Raw genomic sequence first — 20,794 nt, 5'->3', positions numbered from 1 at the left:
CCACTCTAGGAACCGTCGATTAAATATGACTTATGGGAATCTCGGAAACACGGGGCGCAAAGGGTTAATAAACCGTTGCGGATGATCTTCAGCGAGCGACATCACGTATGGCCGATCTGAAACTGACACTGGTTGTGGCTTGCGCGCTGATCGACGCCGACAAGCGCGTCCTGATCGCGCAGCGCCCCGCGGGCAAGACGCTGGCCGGCCTCTGGGAGTTTCCCGGCGGCAAGCTCGAGCCAGGCGAGCGGCCGGAGCAGAGCCTGATCCGCGAGCTGCGCGAGGAGCTCGGCATCACCGTCGCCGAGCCGTGCCTGGCCCCGCTGACCTTCGCGAGCTACGGCTACGAGACCTTCCACCTCCTGATGCCGCTCTATATCTGCCGGCGCTGGGAGGGACAGGTGACGCCACGCGAAGGCCAGACCCTGGCCTGGGTCCGTGCCAACAAGCTGCGCGACTACCCGATGCCGCCCGCGGACATTCCGCTGATCCCGCATTTGATTGATCTGCTGATGTGAGTCCCCTGTCATTCCGGGGCGGTCCGCAGGACCGAACCCGGAATCTCGAGATTCCGGGTTTCGCTGCGCGAGCCCCGGAATGACGGTGCTAGTAGCCTAAGTCTTCCCCGCCTTCTTCACCGCCTCCGCCAGGCTCGCTTTCGCCGATCCCGGCTTCAGCGGCTGCTGCTGGCTCGCATGCGGGGCCCAGCCGGAGAGCCAGATGATGTCGAAGGTCGTACGGATGCGGCCGTCGGCATCGGCAAAGCGCTCAGTGTAGATCTCGGCCATCCGCAGTAGCGTCGCGCGCCGGCTCGGTGTTCGCCGCCGCTCGATCAGCACATTGGCCGCGCCCATGCGCCGGAGATCCTGCATCAGCGCGAATGCGTTGGAATAGCGCACCACGACGCGGTCGACGTCGGTCACCGGCAGCGCAAAGCCCGCCCGCTGCAGCAGCGCGCCGATGTCGCGCAGATCCGCGAACGGCGCCACGCGCGGCGAAACGCCGCCCTCGCATTCGGCTTCCGCGGCGGCAAAGGCCTGGCGCAACTCGGTCAGGCTGTCGCCGCCGATCATCGCGGCGAGCAGCAGGCCGTCGGGCTTGAGCGCGCGGCGGATTTGAGCGAGCACACCGGGCAGATCGTTGACGAATTGCAGCGCCAGCGCGGAGACGACGAGATCAAGGCTTTCGGGCGCGAAGGGTAGCGTCTCTGAACCCGCAGCATCGAGCGCGATCCGTTGGAGGGAAGGCAGCCGCGCACGCAATTCCGCCAGCCCCTCACCAGGCGTCCAGAGATCGGCCGGGGCGTGAAACTCCCGCATCACCGCAGCCAACCGGTCGGACATGTCCTCGGCAACACGATCGAGCAGGAAGGTGACCTCGCCCTGCGGCTGCGCACGCCGCTGCCGTGCATGCAGCAAGGCGCGATCGAACAAGGCGGGCGGGGTTTGGGGGGACTGAACCATGCCGCTGGTTACGCCGATCATGCTGGCTCTGGCAATCGCCCTCGTGTCCCGGACGCGCCGCAGCGCTCTTGCGCTGCTGCGCAGAGCCGGGACCCAGAAACCAACACCGGACGATGCCGTGAGATGGGCCCCGGCTCTGCAGCGCACCGCACCGGACGATGCTTCGCATCGCCGGGGCGCTGCACTGCGTCCGGGGCACGAGAGCGTGGCTTGAGCCCGGAACCTCGGAACGCTAGCCTCCCCTCATGGACGCCAACGCCGCCCCTACCCGCTCCATCGCCGCACCGCTGCGTGCCGCATGGACGGCCGGCCGCCATGCCCTGTCGCGCGCGGCACGGCTCGCGCTCGACATCGCGTTGCCGACGCAGTGCGTATCCTGCCGCGAACCGGTCGAGGGCGAGGGCGTTTGCGCTTCGTGCTGGGCGCGGCTGTCATTCATCGAGCGGCCCTATTGCCCGCGGCTCGGCATTCCCTTCGTCTATGACCCCGGCCCCGACATGCTGTCGATGGAAGCGATCGCGAGCCCGCCGGCCTACCAGCGGGCCCGCGCGGCCGTGCGCTATGACGACGTCGCGCGCACGCTGGTGCATGCGCTGAAATACCAGGACCGCACCGATTTGGCGCCCGCCATGGGCCGCTGGATGGCGCGCGCGGGCGGCGAGCTGCTGGCAGGGGCCGACATGCTGGTGCCGGTGCCCCTGCATTGGCGGCGGGCCTGGCGCCGTCGCTAACAACCAGTCCGGCGCCCTGGCGCAGATCATCGAGCGGCAGAGCGGGGTCAAGGCGAGGGCTGAGGTGCTGCGCCGGGTGCGCGCCACCGAACAGCAGATCGGCCTGTCGCGGGCCCAGCGCGCCACCAACGTGCAGGGCGCGTTCCAGGTATTCCCCGACCGTCAGGCTGAAGTCCAGGGCCGCCGCATTGTCCTGATCGACGACGTCCTGACGTCGGGGGCAACGCTGGATGCCTGCGCGCGGGTCCTCCTTCGGGCCAAAGCCGCCCAGGTCGACGTGCTGGTCTTCGCCCGGGTTGTCGAGAGCGGCCCCCGTCCCATATAATTCAATGACTTCATGACATGAGAGCGCCGGACGCCATGACTGCTGCTGTCGAGATCTACACCAGGCCGGGCTGCGGCTATTGTTCCGCGGCGAGGTCCTTGCTGACCCGCAAGAAGGCGACCTTTACCGAATTCGACGTCGCCAAGAACCCCTCCTGGCGGGAGGAGATGTACGGCCGCGCCGGTGAGGGCTCGACCTTCCCGCAGATCTGGATCGGTGGAACTCATGTCGGCGGCTGCGACGATCTCTACGCACTCGACCGCGAAGGCAAGCTCGACGGCATGCTGGAAGATGTGAAGGCCAACTCATGAGCGAGAACCGCACGTTTACGGCAGCCATGGTGCAGATGCGCACGGGTCTGATGCCCGGGCCGAGCCTCGAACAGGCCACGAAGCTGATCCGGCAGGCGGCGGCCGATGGCGCCGACTACGTGCAGACGCCCGAAGTCAGCAACATGATGCAGCTGAACCGCAAGGCGCTGTTCGAGCATCTGCAGAGCGAGGAGGACGACACCTCGCTGAAGGCCTACCGGGCGCTCGCGGCGGAACTGAAGATCCATCTCCATGTCGGCTCGCTGGCGCTGCGCTTCTCAGCCGAAAAGGCGGTCAACCGCTCCTTCCTGATCGGGCCCGAGGGCAATGTGCTCGCGAGCTACGACAAGATCCACATGTTCGATATCGAGCTGCCGGACGGCGAGAGCTATCGCGAATCCGCCAATTACCAGCCGGGCGAGACCGCGGTGATCTCCGATCTGCCCTGGGGCCGCGTGGGCTTGACGATCTGCTACGATTTGCGCTTCCCCGCGCTCTACCGCGCCCTCGCCGAGAGCGGCGCATACTTCATCACCGTCCCGTCCGCCTTCACCCGCAAGACCGGCGAGGCGCACTGGCACGTGCTGCTGCGTGCGCGCGCGATCGAGACCGGCTGCTTCATCTTCGCAGCTGCCCAGGCAGGCACCCACGAGAACAAGCGCGAGACCTACGGCCATTCGCTGATCATCGATCCCTGGGGCGAGATCCTCGCCGAAGGCGACGTCGAGCCCGGCATCATCATGGCCAGGATCGACCCCGCCAAGGTCGAGACCGCACGCCGCGCGATTCCCTCGCTCCAGCACGGCCGCCGCTTCGGCGTGTCCGATCCCAAGGCCGGGCCGGATCATTTGCACCTCGTGCGGGGATCGGCATGATCCGCTACGCGCTTCGCTGCGACCGCGACCACGGCTTCGAGAGCTGGTTCCAGAGCTCGTCGGCCTATGATTCGCAGGTCAAGCGCAAGCTCGTGACCTGCCCGATCTGCGGATCCGCCAAGGTCGACAAGGCGATCATGGCCCCGCGTATCGTCGGCAAGAAGGGCCGTGGGCGCGCGGCGCCACCGCCGGAACCGGCGGCAGCCCCCAAGCCCGAGGCGGCACCATCAGGGCCGACTTCGCTGATGCTGGCGCAGGAGAAAGAGCTGCGCACCAAGCTGAAGGAGCTGCGCGATCACATCGTGAAGAACGCCGACAATGTCGGCGAGCGCTTCGCCAATGAGGCCCGCGCGATGCATTACGGCGACAAGGAGCACCGTCCGATCTACGGCGAGGCCTCGCCGGAGGAGGCGAAGTCGCTGATCGACGAGGGCATCGAGGTGTCGCCACTGCCGACATTGCCGGAAGACCGGAATTAGGCCCCCACCAGCACCGCCACACCGATGATGATCAGCGCGATACCTGCGAGCTCGCGCGGCGCGATCGGCTGCTTGAACGAATAATACGCCACCGCTTGCGCGAACAGCACCTCGATCAGAGCGAGCGTGCGGACATTGGCGGCGGCCGTCAGCGCGAACGCCAGGAACCAGAATTGTGAGGCGAAGGCGCCCATGAAGCCCGCGAGCATCGACGGCTTCCACAGGCCGAGGATCGCCTGCAGCACCTTTGGCGCGCGCCAGAGCAGATAGATCGTCAGCACCAGCGTCTGCACGAACAGGCCGAGCACCAGCGTGAACGAGGCCGAGGTCACGAAGGAGACGCCGGGCACGTTGATGATCGCGCCGCGAAAGCCAACCGCAGACAGCGCGAACGCGGCAGCCGCAACGAGGCCGGTGATGGTCGGCTTCAATTCTGCAAAACTCTTCTCGCCGCCGGGCCTGAGCGCGGTGATGACGACGCCGACGGTCGCGATCACGATCGCCAGCACCTTCAGCCAGGTCAGGTGATCGCCAAGGAAGACGAAGCCGAAGATCGCGGTCTGGATCGCCTCGGTCTTCAGATACGCCGTCGTCACCACGAAGGATCGATCGTTCATGGCAAGCAGCATCAGGCCGGTGGCGACGATCTGGCTGAGCGCGCCGAGCAAGAGCCACGGCCAGAACACGGTCGGCGGCATGCCCAGACGATCGCCAGTGGCGACCAGCACCACGCCGAGAAACAGCACCGAAAACGGGAAGCCGAACAGGAAGCGGATATTGGTCGCGCCCCAGGTCCCCAGCGGCTTCGTCAACGACCGCTGCATCGCATTGCGCGCGACTTGGCCCAACGCGGCAACGAGGGTGAAGGGAATCCAGAGGCTGGCGATGGTGAGCATGGGGTGGATGGAAGCTGAGGCAGGAGGAATGCAGCCAACCTGCCGCTAGCGGCAGAGCAGGTCAATCACGCCGACGTCATGGGTGCGATGCTCTCGCGACAAATTCGGTGTCGTCCCTGCGAACGCAGGACGACACCGTTTGTGGAGAAGCAGCTCGCATCCCACTTCCAGCCTCACACCATCCCTTCCGCCACCACCATGTAGTTCACGTCCATATCCGACGAGAGCGTCCATTTGTCGGCGAAGGGTGAGTAGACCACGCCGGTCTGCTCGGTGATGACGAGGCGGTTGTCGAGCAGGTATTTTGTCAGCTCGTCGGGGGTGACGAACTTATTCCATTCGTGGGTGCCGCGCGGCAGCCAGCGCAACACATATTCGGCGCCGACGATGGCGAGCGCAAAGCTCTTCCAGTTGCGGTTCAGCGTCGAGACCACCATGAGGCCGTTCGGCTTCAGCATCGCCGCGCAGCGCTTCAGGAAGACGCCGACATCGACGACGTGCTCGACCACCTCCATCGCCAGCACGATGTCAAAGCGCTCACGCGGGTCGATCTCCTCCACCGTGGTACAGCGGTAGTCGATCGCAAGATGGCCCTTATCGGCGTGCAGCTTGGCCGCGGCGATGTTGCTCTGGGAAGGGTCTACGCCGATGACCTGCGCTCCGAGCCGCGACAGCGGCTCGCACAACAGGCCGGCGCCGCAGCCGATATCGAGCACGCGAAGCCCGCCGAGGCAGTTGAGGCTGCGCACGTTGCGCTCGAACTTGCGGCAGGCGGCATCGCGGATGTAGCCGAGCCGCAGCGGGTTGATCCGGTGCAGCGGCGCCATCTTGCCGTTGGGGTCCCACCACTCCGCTGAGAGTTTCGAGAACTTTGCGATCTCGGCGGCGTCGACGGTCGAACCCGGCTGCGGGCTGGCGGAGAGGGAAGTATTTTGCTGCATGCTCATGGTTACGCGCGGTCCTACCGCGTGGTGATCGAACTACGGAAGGCGAGCGGCGAGGCGATGGTCCGGATGGTTTCGCGACCTTCGCCGACGCCGTTGATGGTCACGTCGCCGTAGTTGAGAATACGTCCAAGAATCGTCTGATTGACATCGACGCTCTCGACCTTGTCCAGCGCCATCTCGAAGGTGCGGCGCTTGATGAAGCCGGTCTTGTGCACAATCCTTAGGTTGGTGACGTCGGTCTCGGTGGTGAAGCGATGGAACCAGCCCTTCACGGTCCAGAACAGGGCCGCCAGAGCCACCACGCCCGAGGCGATGAGACAGAGAATCACGAGCCCGTTGACCGTGGTCTGCCCTGACAGGACGAACAGGGCGAAAGCCGCGATCCAGGCCAGGATGGCCGGAAAATAGAAGATCCAGTGCGCATTGGTCGAATACAGCACCCGCTCGCCGGGCTGCAGGATTTCGTCAATATAGCGCGCCATAACCTCTGATAACCCATTGCCCGGATTGGCCGCAGCAGGAACCCGCTTGCCCCCGGCCCCGCCCCTCTGTATACGCGCGGTCGGGTCCGCGGCATCGCCTCGCGCGGGTCACCATACTTATCCTTATGAGGGAATGCACGCGTCGTCATGAGCCGCCTCGTGATGAAATTCGGCGGCACATCCGTCGCCAACATCGAACGTATCCGCAACGTCGCACGCCACGTGAAGCGTGAGGTCGACGCCGGCCACGAAGTGGCCGTGGTCGTCTCGGCGATGTCGGGGAAAACCAACGAGCTGGTGGCCTGGTGCACCGAGGCCTCGCCGATGCACGACGCGCGCGAATACGACGCCGTCGTCGCCTCCGGCGAACAGGTGACATCCGGCCTGCTTGCCATTGCGCTTCAGGGCATGGGCATCCAGGCCCGCTCCTGGCAGGGCTGGCAGATCCCGATCAAGACCAGCGACGCCCACGCCTCGGCCCGGATCGAGGATATCGACGGCAGCGAGATCATCAGCCGTTTCAAGGATCGCAAGGAGGTCGCGGTCATCGCCGGCTTCCAGGGCATCAACCCAGAGACCAATCGCATCACCACGCTCGGCCGCGGCGGCTCCGACACCTCGGCCGTGGCGATCGCCGCCGCCGTCAAGGCCGACCGCTGCGACATCTACACCGATGTCGATGGCGTCTACACAACCGATCCGCGAATCGTGCCGAAGGCCAAGAGGCTCGACAAGATCGCATTCGAAGACATGCTGGAACTGGCCTCCCAGGGCGCAAAAGTGCTTCAGGTCCGCTCGGTGGAACTCGGCATGGTCCACAACATGCCGATCCTCGTCCGCTCGAGCTTCGACAAGCCCGAGGATATCGACCCGCATGCCAACCAGCCGCCCGGCACGCTGATCTGCAGCGAGGAGGAGATCATGGAAAGCCACGTCGTCACTGGTATCGCCTTCTCCAAGGACGAGGCCCAGATCTCGGTGCGCCAGATCGAGGACAAGCCGGGCGTTGCGGCCTCGATCTTCGGCCCGCTGGCGGATGCCAACATCAACGTCGACATGATCGTGCAAAACGTCTCCGAGGACGGCAAGACGACCGACCTCACCTTCACGGTGCCGGCGGCCGACTATACCCGCGCCAAGGACACCATTACCGCCGCCAAGGGCAAGATCGGCTATGCGCGGCTCGATACCGCCACCGACGTCGCCAAGATCTCGGTGATCGGCAGCGGCATGCGCAGCCATGCCGGCGTCGCCGCCCAGGCATTCTCGGCCCTCGCCGGGCGGAATATCAACATCCGGGCCATTACAACCTCCGAGATCAAATTCTCGGTTTTGATCGACACCGCCTATACCGAGCTTGCGGTGCGCACCCTGCACACGCTCTACGGTCTCGATCAGGCCTGAAACGCGACCATCGTCGCGCTTCAGGTTGTTGTTTGAGCATGGTCTTTCCGGAAAACCGCTTCGCACTTTCCGGACCATGCCTGGACTAATTTTCTCTTAGCGGTCGCAGCAAACGCGAAGGTGTACACACCTTCGCGTTTGGCAGGCGTTTTGCTTGGCAAAACAAGCCTCAATTCGCTATACGGCGAACAGGGTGGGCTGCCGCAGACTGTGTCCCAGTTCAGGCGGCGCTGATTCGGTGCAAGCGCTAAATCTCAAGTGGATTTTGGGCTTGTGCCAGCGCCGGACAAACAAATTGGTTGTTTTTCTGGAATTTTAGGCCAGCCGCCGGCCGATACGGCCGGGCCGGGCAGACGGAGGAGATTGACGGGACATGCGGAGCGCGTCGGGAGGTCCCCGCGTCTTGTTGAGACGGCTCCGCGAAACCATGGCGGAGCAGGTCTCGGCCCAGGAGCGGCTGGACAAGATCGTGGTGCTGATCGCCGCCAACATGGTGGCCGAGGTGTGCTCGGTCTATGTGCTGCGCATTGACAACACGCTGGAGCTCTACGCCACCGAAGGCCTCAACCGCGAGGCCGTGCACCACACCGTGCTGAGCGCCCATGAGGGCCTGGTCGGCCTCGTCGCCAGCGAGGCGACGCCGCTCAACTTAAGCGATGCGCAGACCCATCCAGCCTTCTCGTTCCGCCCGGAGACCGGCGAAGAAATCTACCACTCCTTCCTCGGCGTGCCGATCCTGCGGGCCGGCAACACGCTCGGCGTGCTGGTGGTGCAGAACCGCGCCAAGCGCAACTATGTCGAGGAGGAGCTCGAGGCGCTGCAGACCACCGCCATGGTGCTGGCCGAGCTGATCGCCTCGGGCGAGCTGTCCGCGCTGGCCCAGCCGGGGCTGGAGCCGGCCGCGCGCCATTCCGCACAGAAGGTCGGCGCGATCCTGTCGGAGGGCATCGCGCTCGGCCATGTCGTGCTGCACGAGCCGCGCGTCGTCATCAAGGACTACATCGCCGAGGACCTGCCCAAGGAAATCAAGCGGCTCGACACCGCGCTGGCCAAGCTCCGCGCCGATCTCGACCGCATGCTGGAGCGCGGCGATGTCGCCGAAGGCGGCGAGCATCGCGAGGTGCTGGAAGCCTATCGCATGTTCGCCAACGACCAGGGCTGGTCGCACAAGCTGCACGAGGCGGTCGCCACCGGCCTCACCGCGGAAGCCGCGGTCGAGCGCGTGCAGTCCGACACCCGCGCGCGCATGCTGCGCTCGACCGACCCCTATTTGCGCGACCGGCTGCACGACCTCGAGGATCTCGGCTACCGCCTGATGCGGCAGCTGGTCGGCCAGGACCACGCGCCCTCACGCGAGCAATTGCCCGACAATGCCATCGTCATCGCCCGCGCGATGGGCCCGGCGGCGCTGCTCGACTATGACCGCAAGCGCCTGCGCGGCATCGTGCTGGAGGAAGGCACCGCCAACTCCCACGTCTCGATCGTGGCGCGCGCGCTCGGCATCCCCGCGGTCGGCGAAGTGCCGAACGCACCCGGCATTGCCGATCCCGGCGATGCCATCATCGTCGACGGCACCTCCGGTTCGATCTATGTGCGCCCCTCGCAGGAAGTCGAGGCGGCCTTCGCCGAGCGCGTGCGCTTCCGCGCCCGCCGCCAGGCGCAATATCTGGCGTTGCGCGACCTGCCCTGCGTCACCAGGGACGGCCAGAAGGTCGAGCTGATGATCAACGCAGGCCTTGCCATCGACCTGCCGCATATCGAGGACACCGGCAGCGCCGGCATCGGCCTGTTTCGCACCGAGCTGCAATTCATGGTCGGCCAGAGCCTGCCGCGCACCAGCGACCAGCTGGCGCTGTATCGCACCGTACTCGATGCGGCCGGCACCAAGCCCGTCACCTTCCGCACCCTCGACATCGGCGGCGACAAGGCGCTGCCCTATATGGAAGCCGTGATCGAGGAAAATCCCGCGCTCGGCTGGCGCGCGATCCGGCTCGGGCTCGATCGTCCCGGCCTGCTGCGCGGCCAGATCCGCGCGCTGCTGCGCGCCGGTGGCGGCCGCGCGCTGCGCATCATGTTCCCGATGATCTCGGAGGTCGCCGAATTCGATTCGGCGAAGGCGCTGGTCGAACGCGAGCTGACTTATCTGCGCCAGCACGGCCATACGCTGCCGGAGCGTATCGACATCGGCACCATGGTCGAGGTGCCCGCTTTGCTCTATCAGCTCGACGAGCTCCTGAAGAAGGTCGACTTCATCTCGGTCGGCTCCAACGATCTGTTCCAGTTCCTGTTCGCGGTCGACCGCGGCAATGCCAAAGTCTCCGAGCGCTTCGACACCATGTCGGCGCCAATCCTGCGCGCGCTGCGCGAGATCGCACGCAAGTCACAGGCGGCGCAGAAGTCGCTCTCCCTTTGCGGCGAGATGGCGTCCAAGCCGCTTGGCGCACTGGCGCTGATTGCGCTGGGCTACCGCTCGCTGTCGCTGTCGGCAACCGCGCTCGGCCCCGTCAAGGCCATGGTCATCGACCTCGATGCCAAGAAGGCCGAAGCCATGCTCGGCCCGCTCCTGGACGCGCCGGCGGGCAGCGTCTCGATCCGGCAGAAACTGACGGAATTTGCCGAGGCCGAAGGCCTGGCATTGTAGCGGGCCTGTCGCCGCTCCCTGCCGCCTCGCCCCCTTCCGCCATTTGAGACTGAACCGATGTCGTCACTCCCCGAAGCCAAACTGGACGTGCTCCTTGCACATCATGCCTCTCTCGAGGCCGAATCACTGGGACAGCTCGCCTCCGAGCGCTATGTGCAGATCACGCGCGAGCTCGCCGAGATCACCCCGCTGATCGAGGCGGTGAAGGCCTATCGCGCCGCGGTCAAGGAGCTTGCCGACACCGAGGCGCTGATCGCCGATCCCGCGACCGATGCCGAGATGCGCGGCATGGCGGAAGCCGAGCGCGACGAGCTCGCGCCGAAAATCGAGGAGCTGGTCCAGAAGATTCGCGTCGCGCTGCTGCCCAAGGACGCCATGGACGACCGCAACGTGGTGCTGGAAATCCGCGCCGGCACCGGCGGCGACGAGGCCTCGCTGTTTGCCGGCGATCTGTTCCGGATGTACGAGCGCTTCGCAGCCTTGCAGGGCTGGAAGGTCGAGGTGATCTCGGCCAGCGAAGGCACCGTCGGCGGCTACAAGGAAATCATCGCGGAGGTGCAGGGCCGCGGCGCGTTCTCCAAGCTGAAGTTCGAGTCGGGCGTGCATCGTGTGCAGCGCGTGCCGGACACCGAGACGCAGGGGCGCATCCACACTTCGGCCGCGACGGTGGCCGTGCTGCCGGAGGTCGAGGACGTCGACGTCGACATCAAGAACGACGATTTGCGCATCGAGACCATGCGCGCGCAAGGAGCGGGCGGCCAGCACGTCAACAAGACCGAATCGGCGATCCGCATCACCCACATCCCGACCGGCATCGTGGTGATGATGCAGGACAGCCGCTCGCAGCACAAGAATCGCGCCTCCGCCATGAACATCCTGCGCTCGCGAATCTACGACGCCGAGCGCCAGCGCGTCGATGCGGCACGGTCGGCCGAGCGTAAGGAGAAGGTCGGCTCAGGCGACCGCTCCGAGCGCATCCGCACCTACAATTTTCCGCAAGGGCGCGTCACCGACCATCGCATCAATTTGACGCTCTACAAGCTGCCGCAGGTGATCGCGGGCGAAGCGCTTGGCGAGTTGACCGACGCGCTGACCACCGAGCATCAGGCCGCGCAGCTCGCCGCGCAAGGCGCGGCGGCCTGATCCCTGCCTCAGCGCACCTTTGCCAGGAACGATCGCAGAATCTTGCCCAATGCGGGTGCAGCGGCGCTCAGCTCGTCCAGGTGAATGCGCGAAAGCGACCGCAGCTTCTGCTCGCCCTTGGCCGTCAGCTTGACCAGGACGCGCCTTGCATCCTCGGGATCGGCCTCCCGACTGATCAGCTTCAGCTTCGCCATGCGGTCCACCAGCTCCACCGCCGTATGGTGCCGGATCAGGAGGAAGCCGGCGATGTCGCCGACGCTGGCGCCGTTGGGATCGGCCAGCCCCTTGATCGCCAGCAGCGCCTGGTGCTGCTGCGGCGTCAACCCGGCGTTCTGGGCCGCCGCTTCGCTGAAGGCGAGGAAGGTGCGCAGCTGGTAGCGGAATTGCGCGAGCGCGGCGTAGTCAGCCTCGCGCATTGCGCCGCCCCTCGACGACGCAGCGCGCGCCGTGCGTCCGGTCTTCCGCTTCGCGTCAGCCATTCCGTGCCTTTCGACCTCCGCCCGCCGGCGGAGCGGGCGCTGCCGAGACTAGCAAGGAAGGCCGGGCGGAACCACCGACGGGCCTCGCGGATGCACAAATATAGGAGAGGCCTGCAGCCCTGCTATTCGAAGTTGGAGAGCAGGATCTTCACCAGGATGACCTGAAACGCGATCGGAATACGAACGCTCTTCCGCCTGATCGAGCGCTGGAGCGCACTGACGATCTCGGCGCTGGTCAAGGCGCCTTCGGATGCATTCGTGATCAACTCACCCCACATCTGCGACAGCGAGCCGCCGGGCGGGATCACCGGCTTGATCGTCACGCCGCAGCCCTGCGCCCAGTCGACGATCTCCCGCATCGTGTGAGGACCGCAGTTGCGCGTCGTCGCAAGCCGCTCGGCCGTCAGCGCGAGCAGCAGCTCGCGCGAGGGCGACCAGGTCCCCTTCGGCGGCTGCTCGCCGGTGAGCTCGACCGCGAGCTCCTTCAGGACATTCTGGGCCCGCACGCTCAGTCTCTGCATCGGCACCGGCGTGCGCTTGGCCTGAACGGAGCCGAAGGCTGGCCCCCGCTGCCCGGCGGACCGGCTGCGCGGCTCCGGCATGCGCGAGGCATCGCCGGACTGCGGCGATGTGCGCTGGTCGCTTCCCTCCCCGGCAGGCCACGCCGCCTCCTGCCGCTCCGCCTCTTGCGGCCAGGACCGTCGCTTCCGGGTACCCGCTACTGTCGTCTGCCGCGGCATCTCTCTCGCCGAACCCGCCAATCTCGTACTCACAAAGACTAATATATATCGTGATCCGATATGTTTTCACGCGATAATTTTCGTCGTTCGACCAAAGGCGAAATTGACAGAAGGTGTTCACGAGCAATGTTTAGGTGCAGGAGCTACACGCGGATGTGACGTGCCCGGTGCAGGCAGGCCTTTCGAGGCCGGTTGCCGCCGGACAGGTCGTGTTTTGCCTGCAAACAAGAACGATATCCGGAGGAAACGATCATGACCGACCATCTCATTCGCCGTGGCCTCTCGCGCCGCGGCCTGCTCCAGACCACGGCAGGCCTCATCGGCGGCTCGGTGCTGCCCGCGATGCCGGCCTTCGCCGAGGACAAGCCGGCCGTCGGCTCCTATCCCGCGGGCGTTTCGGGTTCCACCGCCTTCATCGGCATCTCGGTGCCGCGCACCGGCACCTATGCCGTGCAGGGCGAGGACGAGCTCAAGGGCTATCAGCTCGCGATCGAGCACATCAACAGCGGTCACGACCTGATCAAGAAGATCTCGCCGAAGACCAGCAAGGGCGTGCTCGGCAAAGAACTGAAATTCGGCGTCGCGGATTCCGCGGCCAAGCCGAACGAGGCGGTGCAGGCGCAGCAGCGCTTCATCAGCGAGAACAAGGCGATCATGATCACCGGCGGCACCTCGAGCGCCGTTGCGGTCGCGCTGAACAAGCTCGCCCAGCGCGAGAAGGTGATCTTCGTCTGCGGCATCTCCGGCTCGAACGACACCACCGGCAAGGACTGCGTCCGCTACGGCTTCCGCCAGAACTTCTTCGGCCAGACCGCCGCGGCGGCGATCGGCCCCGTCATGGTCAAGGAGTTCGGCAAGGGCAAGAAGGCTGCGTATCTCACGCCTGATTACACCTACGGTCACACCGTCACCAAGTCGATGCAGGACTTCCTCGCGACCGCCGGCTGGACCACCGTCACCAACCAGGTCGCGCCGCTCGGTGCGCCCGATTATTCCTCCTATCTGCTGAACGTCGCGAATTCCGGCGCCGACATGCTGATCAACGTCAACTGGGGCCACGATGCGGTGCTGTCGACCCAGCAGGCCAAGCAGTTCGGCGTGCTCGACAAGATGAAGCTGGTCGTCCCCTACCAGGTGCCCTTCATCGCGCGCGAGACCGGCGGCCTGATGCAGGGCGTCTACGCCGCCACCGACTATTGGTGGACGCTCGAGGACAAGTTTCCGCTCGCCAAGATGTTCAACGAGGCCTTCGAGAAGAAGTACGGCTACAAGCCGGAATGGGGCGCGGAGAACGCCTATGTCAGCTTCGCGCACTGGGCCCGCATGTGCGAGCAGGCCGGAAGCTTCAACCCGCCCGACGTGATCAAGGCCTATGAGAAGGGCGAGACACTGCCGTCTCTGGTCGGCGACGTGCATTACCGCCCCGAGGACCATCAGTGCGTCCGCCCGGTGATCATCGTCAAGGGCAAGCAGCAGAAGGACATGAAGACCAAGGAAGACTGGTACGATGTGGTCGAGATCGTGCCCGGCGAAGGCTTGATGCAGAAGCCGGACGCCTTCGGCTGCCATCCCGGCGACTACAGCTGAGCTTGCGCTAATCCTCTGTGACGCCGTAGGTCGCTTCCGGCTCCTGCGGCGTCACCCTTTTTTGCGCACCGCCGGAACGCGCCACAACCGTGACCATTGCATGATTAGTTGGCCCAACCTCGTCTCGCAGCTCTTCAACGGGCTCGCGCTCGGCGCGCTGCTCGCGCTGATCAGCTCCGGCCTGACCATTATCTACGGCACGCTCGGCGTGCTCAACCTCGCGCATGGCGCGATGTTCATGATCGGCGGCTATGCCGGGTTCGTCGCCTATCAGTACACGGAATCGTTCATCCTTGCCGTGATCGCGGGCTCCCTGTTCGTGATGCTGCTGGGCGTTGCGATGGAACGCGTCATCATTCGCCATTTCTATCATCGGCCGCACGAGGATCAGTTGCTCGTGACGTTCGGGCTCGGCATATGCTTCGTCGAGATCATCCGGCTGATCTTCTCCAGCCAGTCGCAGCTGGTCCCGCCGCCGGCGATATTCCAGGGCATCACCAATCTCGGCTTCATGTTCTATCCGACCTACCGCCTCGCGGTGGTCGGCATCGTCGCGATCGCACTCGGCGCGCTGTTCATCATCCTCTACCGGACCCGGCTCGGCATGATCGTGCGGGCCGGCATCGAGGATTCCGTGATGGTGGATTCGCTCGGTATCAATGTCTACCGGGTCTTCATGGTGGTGTTCGGCATCGGCGCGATGGCCGCCGGCTTTGCCGGCATCGTCAACGCGCCGGTGGTGTCGCTGACCCCGGGCATCGGTGACGACATCCTGGTCCAGACCTTCGTGGTGGTGGTGATCGGCGGCGTCGGCTCGTTCCCAGGCGCGATCCTGGGCGGCCTGATCGCCGGCGAGATCATCAGCGTCACCTCCATGTTCAACCCCGGCTACGCCTATGTGATGCTGTTTGCGGCAATGACGCTCGTGCTCGTGGTGCGACCGCATGGCCTGCTCGGCGTCCAGGGCCGCGAGTAAGTGATCTCCTGATGCTCAAGCAACGCCCCTTCCTGATCGAGACACTGACGGCCATCGGCCTGATCGTGGCTCCCTTCGTGCTGCCCCATCTCGGCTTCGCGCCCAACACCGTGAACCGGATCCTGGTCTGGGGCCTGTTCGGCCTCGGCTTCGACATCCTGTTCGGCTTCACGGGCCTGTTGTCGTTCGGCCAGTCCGCCTTCTACGGCACCGGCGGCTTCGTCGCCGCCTACCTCCTGACCCGCGCCGGCTTCGGCAACGTGCTGGGCGCGCTGATCATCGGCATGATCGCGGCGGCCGCGACCGGCTATCTGATCGGCCTGATCGCGCTCCGCCGCACCGGCATCTATTTCGCCATGATCACGGTGGCGATTGCGGAAGTGTTCTTCTTCGTCGAGTTCAATCCGCTCTCCGACTTCACCGGCGGCGAAAACGGCCTGCCGGGTGTGCCGACGCCGAGCTTCAATCTCGGCTTCACCACCGTTCACTTCACCAACGGCTGGTCGCTCTACCAGTTCATCGCACTGTGCTATTTCATCGGCGTGATCATCGCACTCAGGATCGTGCGCTCCCCGGTCGGCGCCATTTTCAGCGCGATCCGGGACAATCCGCTGCGCGCCACCGCGGTCGGCCACAACATCCACGGCTACAAATTGACCGCTTTCGTGATCGCAGCCGCCTACGCCGGTTTCGCCGGCGGCCTGCTCGGCGTGCTCCAGGCCTTCATGCCGCCGGACGCCTTCACTTTCGACACGTCCGGCCAGCTCGTGATGCAGACCGCCATTGGCGGCCGAGGCACGCTGTTCGGGCCGCTGGTAGGCGCGACCGTCTGGCTCTTCCTCCAGGATTTCCTCCAATCCGCGCTTGGCTTAGGTGCCGCCTGGAAGCTGGTGCTTGGCGTCGTGTTCGTGCTGCTGGTCTGCTTCCTGCGCGGCGGCATCATCGGCGGTCTTGCGGACCTTTATCGCCTCCTCTCCGGCAGGCGTAAGCGGAGCGATGCGGAGGCCGAGCCGGACACTGAGACGACACTGCACCTAGCGCCCGCGCCGATGCAGGCCAAGGAGGTCGCGCACCCCGCCTATTCCGGGCCCGTCCTGAAAGCCACCGGTCTCACCAAGCGCTATGGCGGCCTCGTCGCCAACAGCGACATCGATTTCAGCGTCAATCAGGGCGAGCTGCGCGGCATCATCGGCCCCAACGGCGCCGGCAAATCGACCTTCTTCAAGATGCTGACCTGCGAGATCGCGCCGACCTCCGGCCAGATCGTATTCGAGGGGCGCGACATCACGGGATTGAAGGTCACCGAGGTTTGCCAGCTCGGGCTCACCAAGAGCTACCAGGTCAACCAGCTCTTCACCGGGCTGACGGTGCGGCAGAACCTGACGATCGCCGCGCTCGCCGAGCTGCGCGGCAAGTTTCGCCTCGATCTCTTCCGCAAGCTCTCCAGCGTCAAAGGCCTGACGGAGCAGGTGGAGCATACGCTCGCTTTGGTCAATCTGACCCGCCGCGCCGACACGCCGGTCGCCGAACTCGCTTATGGCGAGAAGCGCCGGCTCGAGATCGGGCTCGCGCTAGCGACCTCGCCGCGCCTGCTGCTGCTCGACGAGCCGCTCGCGGGCATGAGCCCGCGCGAGCGGGTCGAGACCGTCAAGCTGCTCAAATCGATCGCGCGCGGCCGCACCATGATCATCATCGACCACGACATGGATTCGCTGTTCGAGCTGGTCGAGCGCGTGACGGTGCTTCAGGAGGGCAAGGTGCTGCTCGACGGCACACCGGAGGAAATCAGGACCAACGCCGCGGTGCAGGAGGCCTATCTCGGCGGCGTGCACGGGGAGATCGCCGCATGAGCCTGATCGAGGTCAACGGCCTGAACAGCTATTACGGGGATTCCCACATCCTGTTCGACGTCGCCATGCACGTCGAACGTCACGAGGTGGTGGCGCTGCTCGGCCGCAACGGCGCCGGCAAGAGCACGACGCTGAAGAGCCTGATGGGCGTCGTGACGCCGCGCAGCGGCAGCGTGAAGTTCGACGGCATCGACATCGCCGGACGCAGGAGTCACAGGATCGCGCAGGCGGGAATGCAGCTCGTGCACGAGGAGCGCCGTATCTTCGGCAGCCTGTCGGTGGAGGAGAACATCGTCCTTGCCGGGTTCACCGCGCCGAAACGCTGGCCGCTCGACCGCATCTACGAGATGTTCCCGCGGCTGAAGGAGCGACGCAACAACCGCGGCACCGAGCTCTCCGGCGGCGAGCAGCAGATGCTCGCGATCGCGCGGGCGCTGGTGCGCGATCCCAAGATCGTGCTGCTGGACGAGCCGTTCGAGGGGCTCGCGCCCGTCATCGTCCACGATCTCGTCAAGGCCTGTCGCGAGCTGGCGGCGGCCGGCCAGACCATCGTGCTGGTCGAGCAGAATTTGGCGGCGACGCTGGCGCTGGCGAGCCGGATCTACATCATCAACAACGGCCACATCGTGCACGAGGGTCCGGCACAGGAGCTCAAGGCCCAGCCGGAGCTGCTGCAGCGCTACCTTGGCGTTTAGTCAGCCGCCATTCAACGACCAAGCTCAGCCGCCAAGCGCCGCGATCATCCGTTTGGCGTGATCGGCGAGCACGGCCATATCTTCCTTGCGGGTCTGCGCCGGCAAGAGGTCGACGCCGGCCCTGACGGGCATGACGTGCATGTGCAGGTGAAGCACCACCTGCCCGCTGGCCGGCTCGCTGAACTGCTGGAGGATGATTCCCTCCGCGTCAAACGCCTTCATCGCCGCAATCGCGATTCGCTTAGCCGTCCGGGCGACGGCGGCAAGATCGTCCTCCGCAATATCCAGGATGCCGCGCGCCGGCGCCCGCGGAATCACCAGCGTGTGCCCGGGCGCGCGCGGCATGATGTCGAGGAAGGCCAGACTGCGCTCGTCCCTGAAAACCTCGAAGCAGGGAATCTCGCCGCGCAGGATCTTTGCGAAGACGTTCTGATCGTCATAGGCCGTCATGGACCCCTCCACGCTTGCGAGGCGCGATCAAACGCGCTCCTTTCCGTTGACGCAAGCGAGCCAGCCGATCTATCCACGATGGCAGGCAGGATGGCTCCATTGGCGACAAATATCGATCCCGGACATAATGTCGAGAGTGCGCGGCGCGCGCTCGCGGCACGGCTGCAAGCGGCCGGCATCGAGGAGGCGGCCCTCGATGCGCGCCTGCTCGTCGGCGCCGCGCTGGAGCTCGATCTGACCGGCATGGTGACGCAGGCATCGCGACAACTCACGCCTGAGGAGACCACGCAGCTCGAACAATACGCGCAACGCCGGCTCGCGCATGAGCCGGTCGCCCGCATTCTGGGCGTGCGAGACTTCTGGGGCATGCCATTGCGGTTGTCCGAGGCGACGCTGGTACCCCGGCCGGACACCGAGACCGTCGTCGAACTGGCGCTCGAGATCTTCCGCGGGCTGGCGATTTCGGGGCGGCGACCGCGAATCGCCGATATCGGTGTCGGATCGGGCGCCATCCTGCTCGCATTGCTGTGGGAGATTCCCGACGCGTTTGGCGTCGGCACCGATGTCAGTCTGACGGCGCTCGATACGGCGCGCGACAATGCGGCCGCCCTCGGCCTCGCCGGCCGCGCCGGCTTCGTCGCCTGCTCCTATCTGACGGCGCTGCGCGGCCCATTTGACCTCATCGTTTCGAACCCGCCCTATATTCCCTCCGCCGAAATCCCGAGACTGAGCATCGAGGTGCGCGACCACGATCCGCATCTGGCGCTCGACGGCGGCAATGACGGATATGACGCCTATCGCGCTCTCATCCCGCAGGCCGCCGAGCGTCTCGCCCCCGGCGGAGCGCTGATCGTCGAGGCCGGACAGGGGCAGGCCAGAAATATTGAAACCTTGATGATAGCTGGCGCGTTAACGGTGGACAGGCCACCCAAGGCCGACTTGGCGGGCATTCCGCGGGCCGTTTCGGCCCGAAAAATGCCCCCATAAAAGCCGGATTGGCTTGCAAAAAGCTCTTGGAATATCCCTTGGGAACGACTACGTTCCGGTCAACACATCGGTGCCGGCCCCGTAGACCTACGGGCGAAAGCCGGGCTCTCGGGCGAGAGCTTTACTGATAAAGGTTCCAAGCCGCAGGTCCTGTGAAGCGCGATAGCCAGTGGAGCTGCGCTGCTCTCCGACCGCAAAGTGAACGAAAGCCTGATATTGCGCTTGAAGACTTACGCAACACAGCTGGGCTTGTTTCGGCAGGCAAAATGAATGGGTTCGCTGGCGATGAGTGCTGGCGGGTGGGGAACGCGTCCTTGTTTGAACGCGACGGTCGACGAACATCGGCAGGGTTCGATCCGCTTTTGCGCGCGGTGCGCGCGAGCGATGTGAACCGCTGTCACCAGGTCACTCCTAGCAATCAAGTAATGCGTGCAACGTTTAGGGCTGGAATTAAAGGCAGGACATGAGAAACGGTCAGAACAAGCAGCGGATGCGCAACCGCAACAATAACAATAACAACAACAACCGGCGCAGCCAGAACCCGATGACCCGGGTCTACGAGTCCAACGGACCCGACATTAAGATCCGCGGCACCGCCTCGCACATCGCTGAAAAGTATCTCCAGCTCGCACGCGACGCGCGCTCTTCCGGCGACCCCGTTGCAGCCGAGAACTACTACCAGCACGCCGAGCATTATTTCCGTCTGATCGCCGCGGCCCAGGAACAGTTCCGCCAGAACCAGCAGCCGCGCGGTGACGAGCCGATCAGCAGCAACAGCGACGACGGCGAGGACGACGGCGAGAATTTCTCGAATTTCGGCCAGGAGCCGGGCTTCGTCCCGCAGCCGCAACAGCAGCAGCCCTTCGCGCGCGACCGCGACGGCCAGCGCGATCATCACCAGCGCGACCATCAGCAGCGCGACAACCAGCCCTATCAGCGCGATCAGCAGCAACCGCGCGAGCACCGCGAGCGCGACCATCGCTCGCAGCCGCAATATCAGCCCCAGCCGCAACCGCAGAATCAGCCGCAGCCCGTCGTCACCGACACCGGCAGCGTCGATCGCCTGCCCTCCTTCATCACCGGCGCACAGCCGCAGGCGAATGGCGGCGCGAACGGCGGCGAGGGCGGTGCCGGTGGTGGCGAACGCTTCCCGCGCCGGCGGCGCCGGCCGCATGGCCCGCGCCCCGAGCGCGAAGCAGCTCCGGCCGCATCCGGCGATGATCTCGCGCCCAGCGAGTAAGTGATCTTCTTCTGATCGACTGATCTGGAATCGTCCCGGCCTCGCCGGGACGATTTGTTTTTGACGACCACCGGTCGCGGCAACGCTTGTGAC

20 protein-coding genes and 1 pseudogene are annotated in these 20,794 nt (G+C 65.3%); 14 read left to right on the top strand and 7 right to left on the bottom strand.

Annotated elements, in window-relative coordinates:
* Window positions 1–107: 107 nt before the first annotated feature.
* On the top strand, window positions 108–518 hold the full coding sequence (gene mutT / locus GA0061098_RS35675) for an 8-oxo-dGTP diphosphatase MutT (RefSeq protein WP_091966076.1): 411 nt from the start codon (window positions 108–110) through the stop codon (window positions 516–518).
* A 96-nt stretch (window positions 519–614) separates the two neighbouring features.
* Here the strand turns inward: mutT and GA0061098_RS35670 are convergent, their stop codons facing one another.
* The gene (locus GA0061098_RS35670) at window positions 615–1,484 is read right to left on the bottom strand and encodes a methyltransferase domain-containing protein (protein WP_091966075.1); all 870 of its coding nucleotides are present in this window, start codon (window positions 1,482–1,484) and stop codon (window positions 615–617) included.
* Between the two features lie 224 nt (window positions 1,485–1,708).
* On the opposite strand from GA0061098_RS35670, the pseudogene GA0061098_RS35665 reads away from it, so the two are divergent.
* The 4 genes and pseudogenes from GA0061098_RS35665 to GA0061098_RS35650 all read left to right on the top strand — a co-directional run bounded on the left by GA0061098_RS35665 (window position 1,709) and on the right by GA0061098_RS35650 (window position 4,184).
* Window positions 1,709–2,519 (top strand): annotated as a pseudogene (locus GA0061098_RS35665) (ComF family protein).
* 35 nt (window positions 2,520–2,554) lie between these two features.
* Window positions 2,555–2,830, top strand: a complete 276-nt coding sequence (grxC, locus tag GA0061098_RS35660; protein ID WP_091966074.1) for a glutaredoxin 3 — start codon at window positions 2,555–2,557, stop codon at window positions 2,828–2,830.
* Window positions 2,827–3,705, top strand: coding sequence for a carbon-nitrogen hydrolase family protein (locus GA0061098_RS35655; RefSeq protein ID WP_091966073.1), 879 nt, complete (start codon window positions 2,827–2,829; stop codon window positions 3,703–3,705). The genes grxC and GA0061098_RS35655 overlap by 4 nt, the downstream gene beginning before the upstream one ends.
* Window positions 3,702–4,184, top strand: a complete 483-nt coding sequence (locus tag GA0061098_RS35650; protein WP_091966072.1) for a DUF1178 family protein — start codon at window positions 3,702–3,704, stop codon at window positions 4,182–4,184. The genes GA0061098_RS35655 and GA0061098_RS35650 overlap by 4 nt, the downstream gene beginning before the upstream one ends.
* Here GA0061098_RS35650 and GA0061098_RS35645 read toward each other — a convergent pair.
* The 3 genes from GA0061098_RS35645 to GA0061098_RS35635 all read right to left on the bottom strand — a co-directional run bounded on the left by GA0061098_RS35645 (window position 4,181) and on the right by GA0061098_RS35635 (window position 6,509).
* A complete protein-coding gene (locus tag GA0061098_RS35645) occupies window positions 4,181–5,080 on the bottom strand; it encodes an EamA family transporter (protein ID WP_028141896.1) in 900 nt (299 codons plus the stop codon). The genes GA0061098_RS35650 and GA0061098_RS35645 overlap by 4 nt on opposite strands.
* Window positions 5,081–5,253: 173 nt before the next feature.
* Window positions 5,254–6,027, bottom strand: a complete 774-nt coding sequence (gene ubiG / locus GA0061098_RS35640; RefSeq protein ID WP_161966326.1) for a bifunctional 2-polyprenyl-6-hydroxyphenol methylase/3-demethylubiquinol 3-O-methyltransferase UbiG — start codon at window positions 6,025–6,027, stop codon at window positions 5,254–5,256.
* 14 nt (window positions 6,028–6,041) lie between these two features.
* Window positions 6,042–6,509 carry a PH domain-containing protein gene (locus tag GA0061098_RS35635; protein ID WP_091966071.1) on the bottom strand — a complete coding sequence of 156 codons (468 nt, stop codon included), beginning with the start codon at window positions 6,507–6,509 and terminating at the stop codon, window positions 6,042–6,044.
* A gap of 147 nt (window positions 6,510–6,656) precedes the next feature.
* Here GA0061098_RS35635 and GA0061098_RS35630 point away from each other — a divergent pair, with 147 nt between their 5' ends.
* The 3 genes from GA0061098_RS35630 (at window position 6,657) to prfA (ending at window position 11,697) form a co-directional block, all read left to right on the top strand.
* Window positions 6,657–7,913: an aspartate kinase gene (locus GA0061098_RS35630; RefSeq protein ID WP_091966070.1), complete on the top strand. Its 1,257-nt coding sequence runs from the start codon at window positions 6,657–6,659 to the stop codon at window positions 7,911–7,913.
* 373 nt (window positions 7,914–8,286) lie between these two features.
* Window positions 8,287–10,554 carry a phosphoenolpyruvate--protein phosphotransferase gene (ptsP, locus tag GA0061098_RS35625; protein WP_091966069.1) on the top strand — a complete coding sequence of 756 codons (2,268 nt, stop codon included), beginning with the start codon at window positions 8,287–8,289 and terminating at the stop codon, window positions 10,552–10,554.
* Between the two features lie 57 nt (window positions 10,555–10,611).
* The gene (gene prfA / locus GA0061098_RS35620; protein WP_091966068.1) at window positions 10,612–11,697 is read left to right on the top strand and encodes a peptide chain release factor 1; all 1,086 of its coding nucleotides are present in this window, start codon (window positions 10,612–10,614) and stop codon (window positions 11,695–11,697) included.
* Between the two features lie 8 nt (window positions 11,698–11,705).
* Here prfA and GA0061098_RS35615 read toward each other — a convergent pair whose 3' ends face one another.
* A complete protein-coding gene (locus tag GA0061098_RS35615) occupies window positions 11,706–12,176 on the bottom strand; it encodes a MarR family winged helix-turn-helix transcriptional regulator (RefSeq protein WP_091966067.1) in 471 nt (156 codons plus the stop codon).
* A 122-nt stretch (window positions 12,177–12,298) separates the two neighbouring features.
* Window positions 12,299–12,778, bottom strand: coding sequence for a hypothetical protein (locus GA0061098_RS35610; RefSeq protein ID WP_091966066.1), 480 nt, complete (start codon window positions 12,776–12,778; stop codon window positions 12,299–12,301).
* Between the two features lie 390 nt (window positions 12,779–13,168).
* On the opposite strand from GA0061098_RS35610, the gene GA0061098_RS35605 reads away from it, so the two are divergent.
* The 4 genes from GA0061098_RS35605 to GA0061098_RS35590 all read left to right on the top strand — a co-directional run bounded on the left by GA0061098_RS35605 (window position 13,169) and on the right by GA0061098_RS35590 (window position 18,024).
* The gene (locus tag GA0061098_RS35605; RefSeq protein WP_091966065.1) at window positions 13,169–14,503 is read left to right on the top strand and encodes a substrate-binding protein; all 1,335 of its coding nucleotides are present in this window, start codon (window positions 13,169–13,171) and stop codon (window positions 14,501–14,503) included.
* 100 nt (window positions 14,504–14,603) lie between these two features.
* Window positions 14,604–15,479 (top strand): branched-chain amino acid ABC transporter permease, encoded by an 876-nt coding sequence (locus GA0061098_RS35600; protein WP_026202378.1) that lies wholly within the window; start codon window positions 14,604–14,606, stop codon window positions 15,477–15,479.
* An 11-nt stretch (window positions 15,480–15,490) separates the two neighbouring features.
* Complete coding sequence (locus GA0061098_RS35595; RefSeq protein ID WP_091966064.1) at window positions 15,491–17,329, top strand: branched-chain amino acid ABC transporter ATP-binding protein/permease; 1,839 nt, start codon at window positions 15,491–15,493, stop codon at window positions 17,327–17,329.
* Window positions 17,326–18,024 (top strand): ABC transporter ATP-binding protein, encoded by a 699-nt coding sequence (locus GA0061098_RS35590; RefSeq protein WP_091966063.1) that lies wholly within the window; start codon window positions 17,326–17,328, stop codon window positions 18,022–18,024. The genes GA0061098_RS35595 and GA0061098_RS35590 overlap by 4 nt, the downstream gene beginning before the upstream one ends.
* Window positions 18,025–18,048: 24 nt before the next feature.
* On the opposite strand, the gene GA0061098_RS35585 is transcribed toward GA0061098_RS35590, so the two are convergent.
* Window positions 18,049–18,474, bottom strand: a complete 426-nt coding sequence (locus GA0061098_RS35585) for an HIT family protein (RefSeq protein WP_091966062.1) — start codon at window positions 18,472–18,474, stop codon at window positions 18,049–18,051.
* A gap of 90 nt (window positions 18,475–18,564) precedes the next feature.
* On the opposite strand from GA0061098_RS35585, the gene prmC reads away from it, so the two are divergent.
* Window positions 18,565–19,461, top strand: coding sequence for a peptide chain release factor N(5)-glutamine methyltransferase (gene prmC, locus GA0061098_RS35580; protein ID WP_091966061.1), 897 nt, complete (start codon window positions 18,565–18,567; stop codon window positions 19,459–19,461).
* Between the two features lie 463 nt (window positions 19,462–19,924).
* Window positions 19,925–20,701, top strand: a complete 777-nt coding sequence (locus GA0061098_RS35575) for a DUF4167 domain-containing protein (RefSeq protein WP_091966060.1) — start codon at window positions 19,925–19,927, stop codon at window positions 20,699–20,701.
* The last annotated feature ends 93 nt before the right edge of the window (window positions 20,702–20,794 follow it).

Origin of the sequence: Bradyrhizobium shewense, from assembly GCF_900094605.1 — a bacterium.
Taxonomy (GTDB): domain Bacteria; phylum Pseudomonadota; class Alphaproteobacteria; order Rhizobiales; family Xanthobacteraceae; genus Bradyrhizobium; species Bradyrhizobium shewense.
The sequence above is the reverse complement of the archived record's forward strand: the minus strand, read 5'-3'. Positions and strand labels throughout refer to the sequence as shown.

Coding starts and splice junctions, on each gene's coding strand:
- GA0061098_RS35670 (WP_091966075.1), bottom strand. CDS start 1,484: ATGATCGGCGTAACCAGCGGCATGGTTCAGTCCCCCCAAACCCCGCCC.
- GA0061098_RS35585 (WP_091966062.1), bottom strand. CDS start 18,474: ATGACGGCCTATGACGATCAGAACGTCTTCGCAAAGATCCTGCGCGGC.
- GA0061098_RS35610 (WP_091966066.1), bottom strand. CDS start 12,778: ATGCCGGAGCCGCGCAGCCGGTCCGCCGGGCAGCGGGGGCCAGCCTTC.
- GA0061098_RS35655 (WP_091966073.1), top strand. CDS start 2,827: ATGAGCGAGAACCGCACGTTTACGGCAGCCATGGTGCAGATGCGCACG.
- GA0061098_RS35635 (WP_091966071.1), bottom strand. CDS start 6,509: ATGGCGCGCTATATTGACGAAATCCTGCAGCCCGGCGAGCGGGTGCTG.
- ptsP (WP_091966069.1), top strand. CDS start 8,287: ATGCGGAGCGCGTCGGGAGGTCCCCGCGTCTTGTTGAGACGGCTCCGC.
- GA0061098_RS35575 (WP_091966060.1), top strand. CDS start 19,925: ATGAGAAACGGTCAGAACAAGCAGCGGATGCGCAACCGCAACAATAAC.
- ubiG (WP_161966326.1), bottom strand. CDS start 6,027: ATGAGCATGCAGCAAAATACTTCCCTCTCCGCCAGCCCGCAGCCGGGT.
- GA0061098_RS35650 (WP_091966072.1), top strand. CDS start 3,702: ATGATCCGCTACGCGCTTCGCTGCGACCGCGACCACGGCTTCGAGAGC.
- prmC (WP_091966061.1), top strand. CDS start 18,565: ATGGCTCCATTGGCGACAAATATCGATCCCGGACATAATGTCGAGAGT.
- GA0061098_RS35645 (WP_028141896.1), bottom strand. CDS start 5,080: ATGCTCACCATCGCCAGCCTCTGGATTCCCTTCACCCTCGTTGCCGCG.
- GA0061098_RS35595 (WP_091966064.1), top strand. CDS start 15,491: ATGCTCAAGCAACGCCCCTTCCTGATCGAGACACTGACGGCCATCGGC.
- GA0061098_RS35615 (WP_091966067.1), bottom strand. CDS start 12,176: ATGGCTGACGCGAAGCGGAAGACCGGACGCACGGCGCGCGCTGCGTCG.
- mutT (WP_091966076.1), top strand. CDS start 108: ATGGCCGATCTGAAACTGACACTGGTTGTGGCTTGCGCGCTGATCGAC.
- grxC (WP_091966074.1), top strand. CDS start 2,555: ATGACTGCTGCTGTCGAGATCTACACCAGGCCGGGCTGCGGCTATTGT.
- GA0061098_RS35600 (WP_026202378.1), top strand. CDS start 14,604: ATGATTAGTTGGCCCAACCTCGTCTCGCAGCTCTTCAACGGGCTCGCG.
- GA0061098_RS35605 (WP_091966065.1), top strand. CDS start 13,169: ATGACCGACCATCTCATTCGCCGTGGCCTCTCGCGCCGCGGCCTGCTC.
- GA0061098_RS35630 (WP_091966070.1), top strand. CDS start 6,657: ATGAGCCGCCTCGTGATGAAATTCGGCGGCACATCCGTCGCCAACATC.
- prfA (WP_091966068.1), top strand. CDS start 10,612: ATGTCGTCACTCCCCGAAGCCAAACTGGACGTGCTCCTTGCACATCAT.
- GA0061098_RS35590 (WP_091966063.1), top strand. CDS start 17,326: ATGAGCCTGATCGAGGTCAACGGCCTGAACAGCTATTACGGGGATTCC.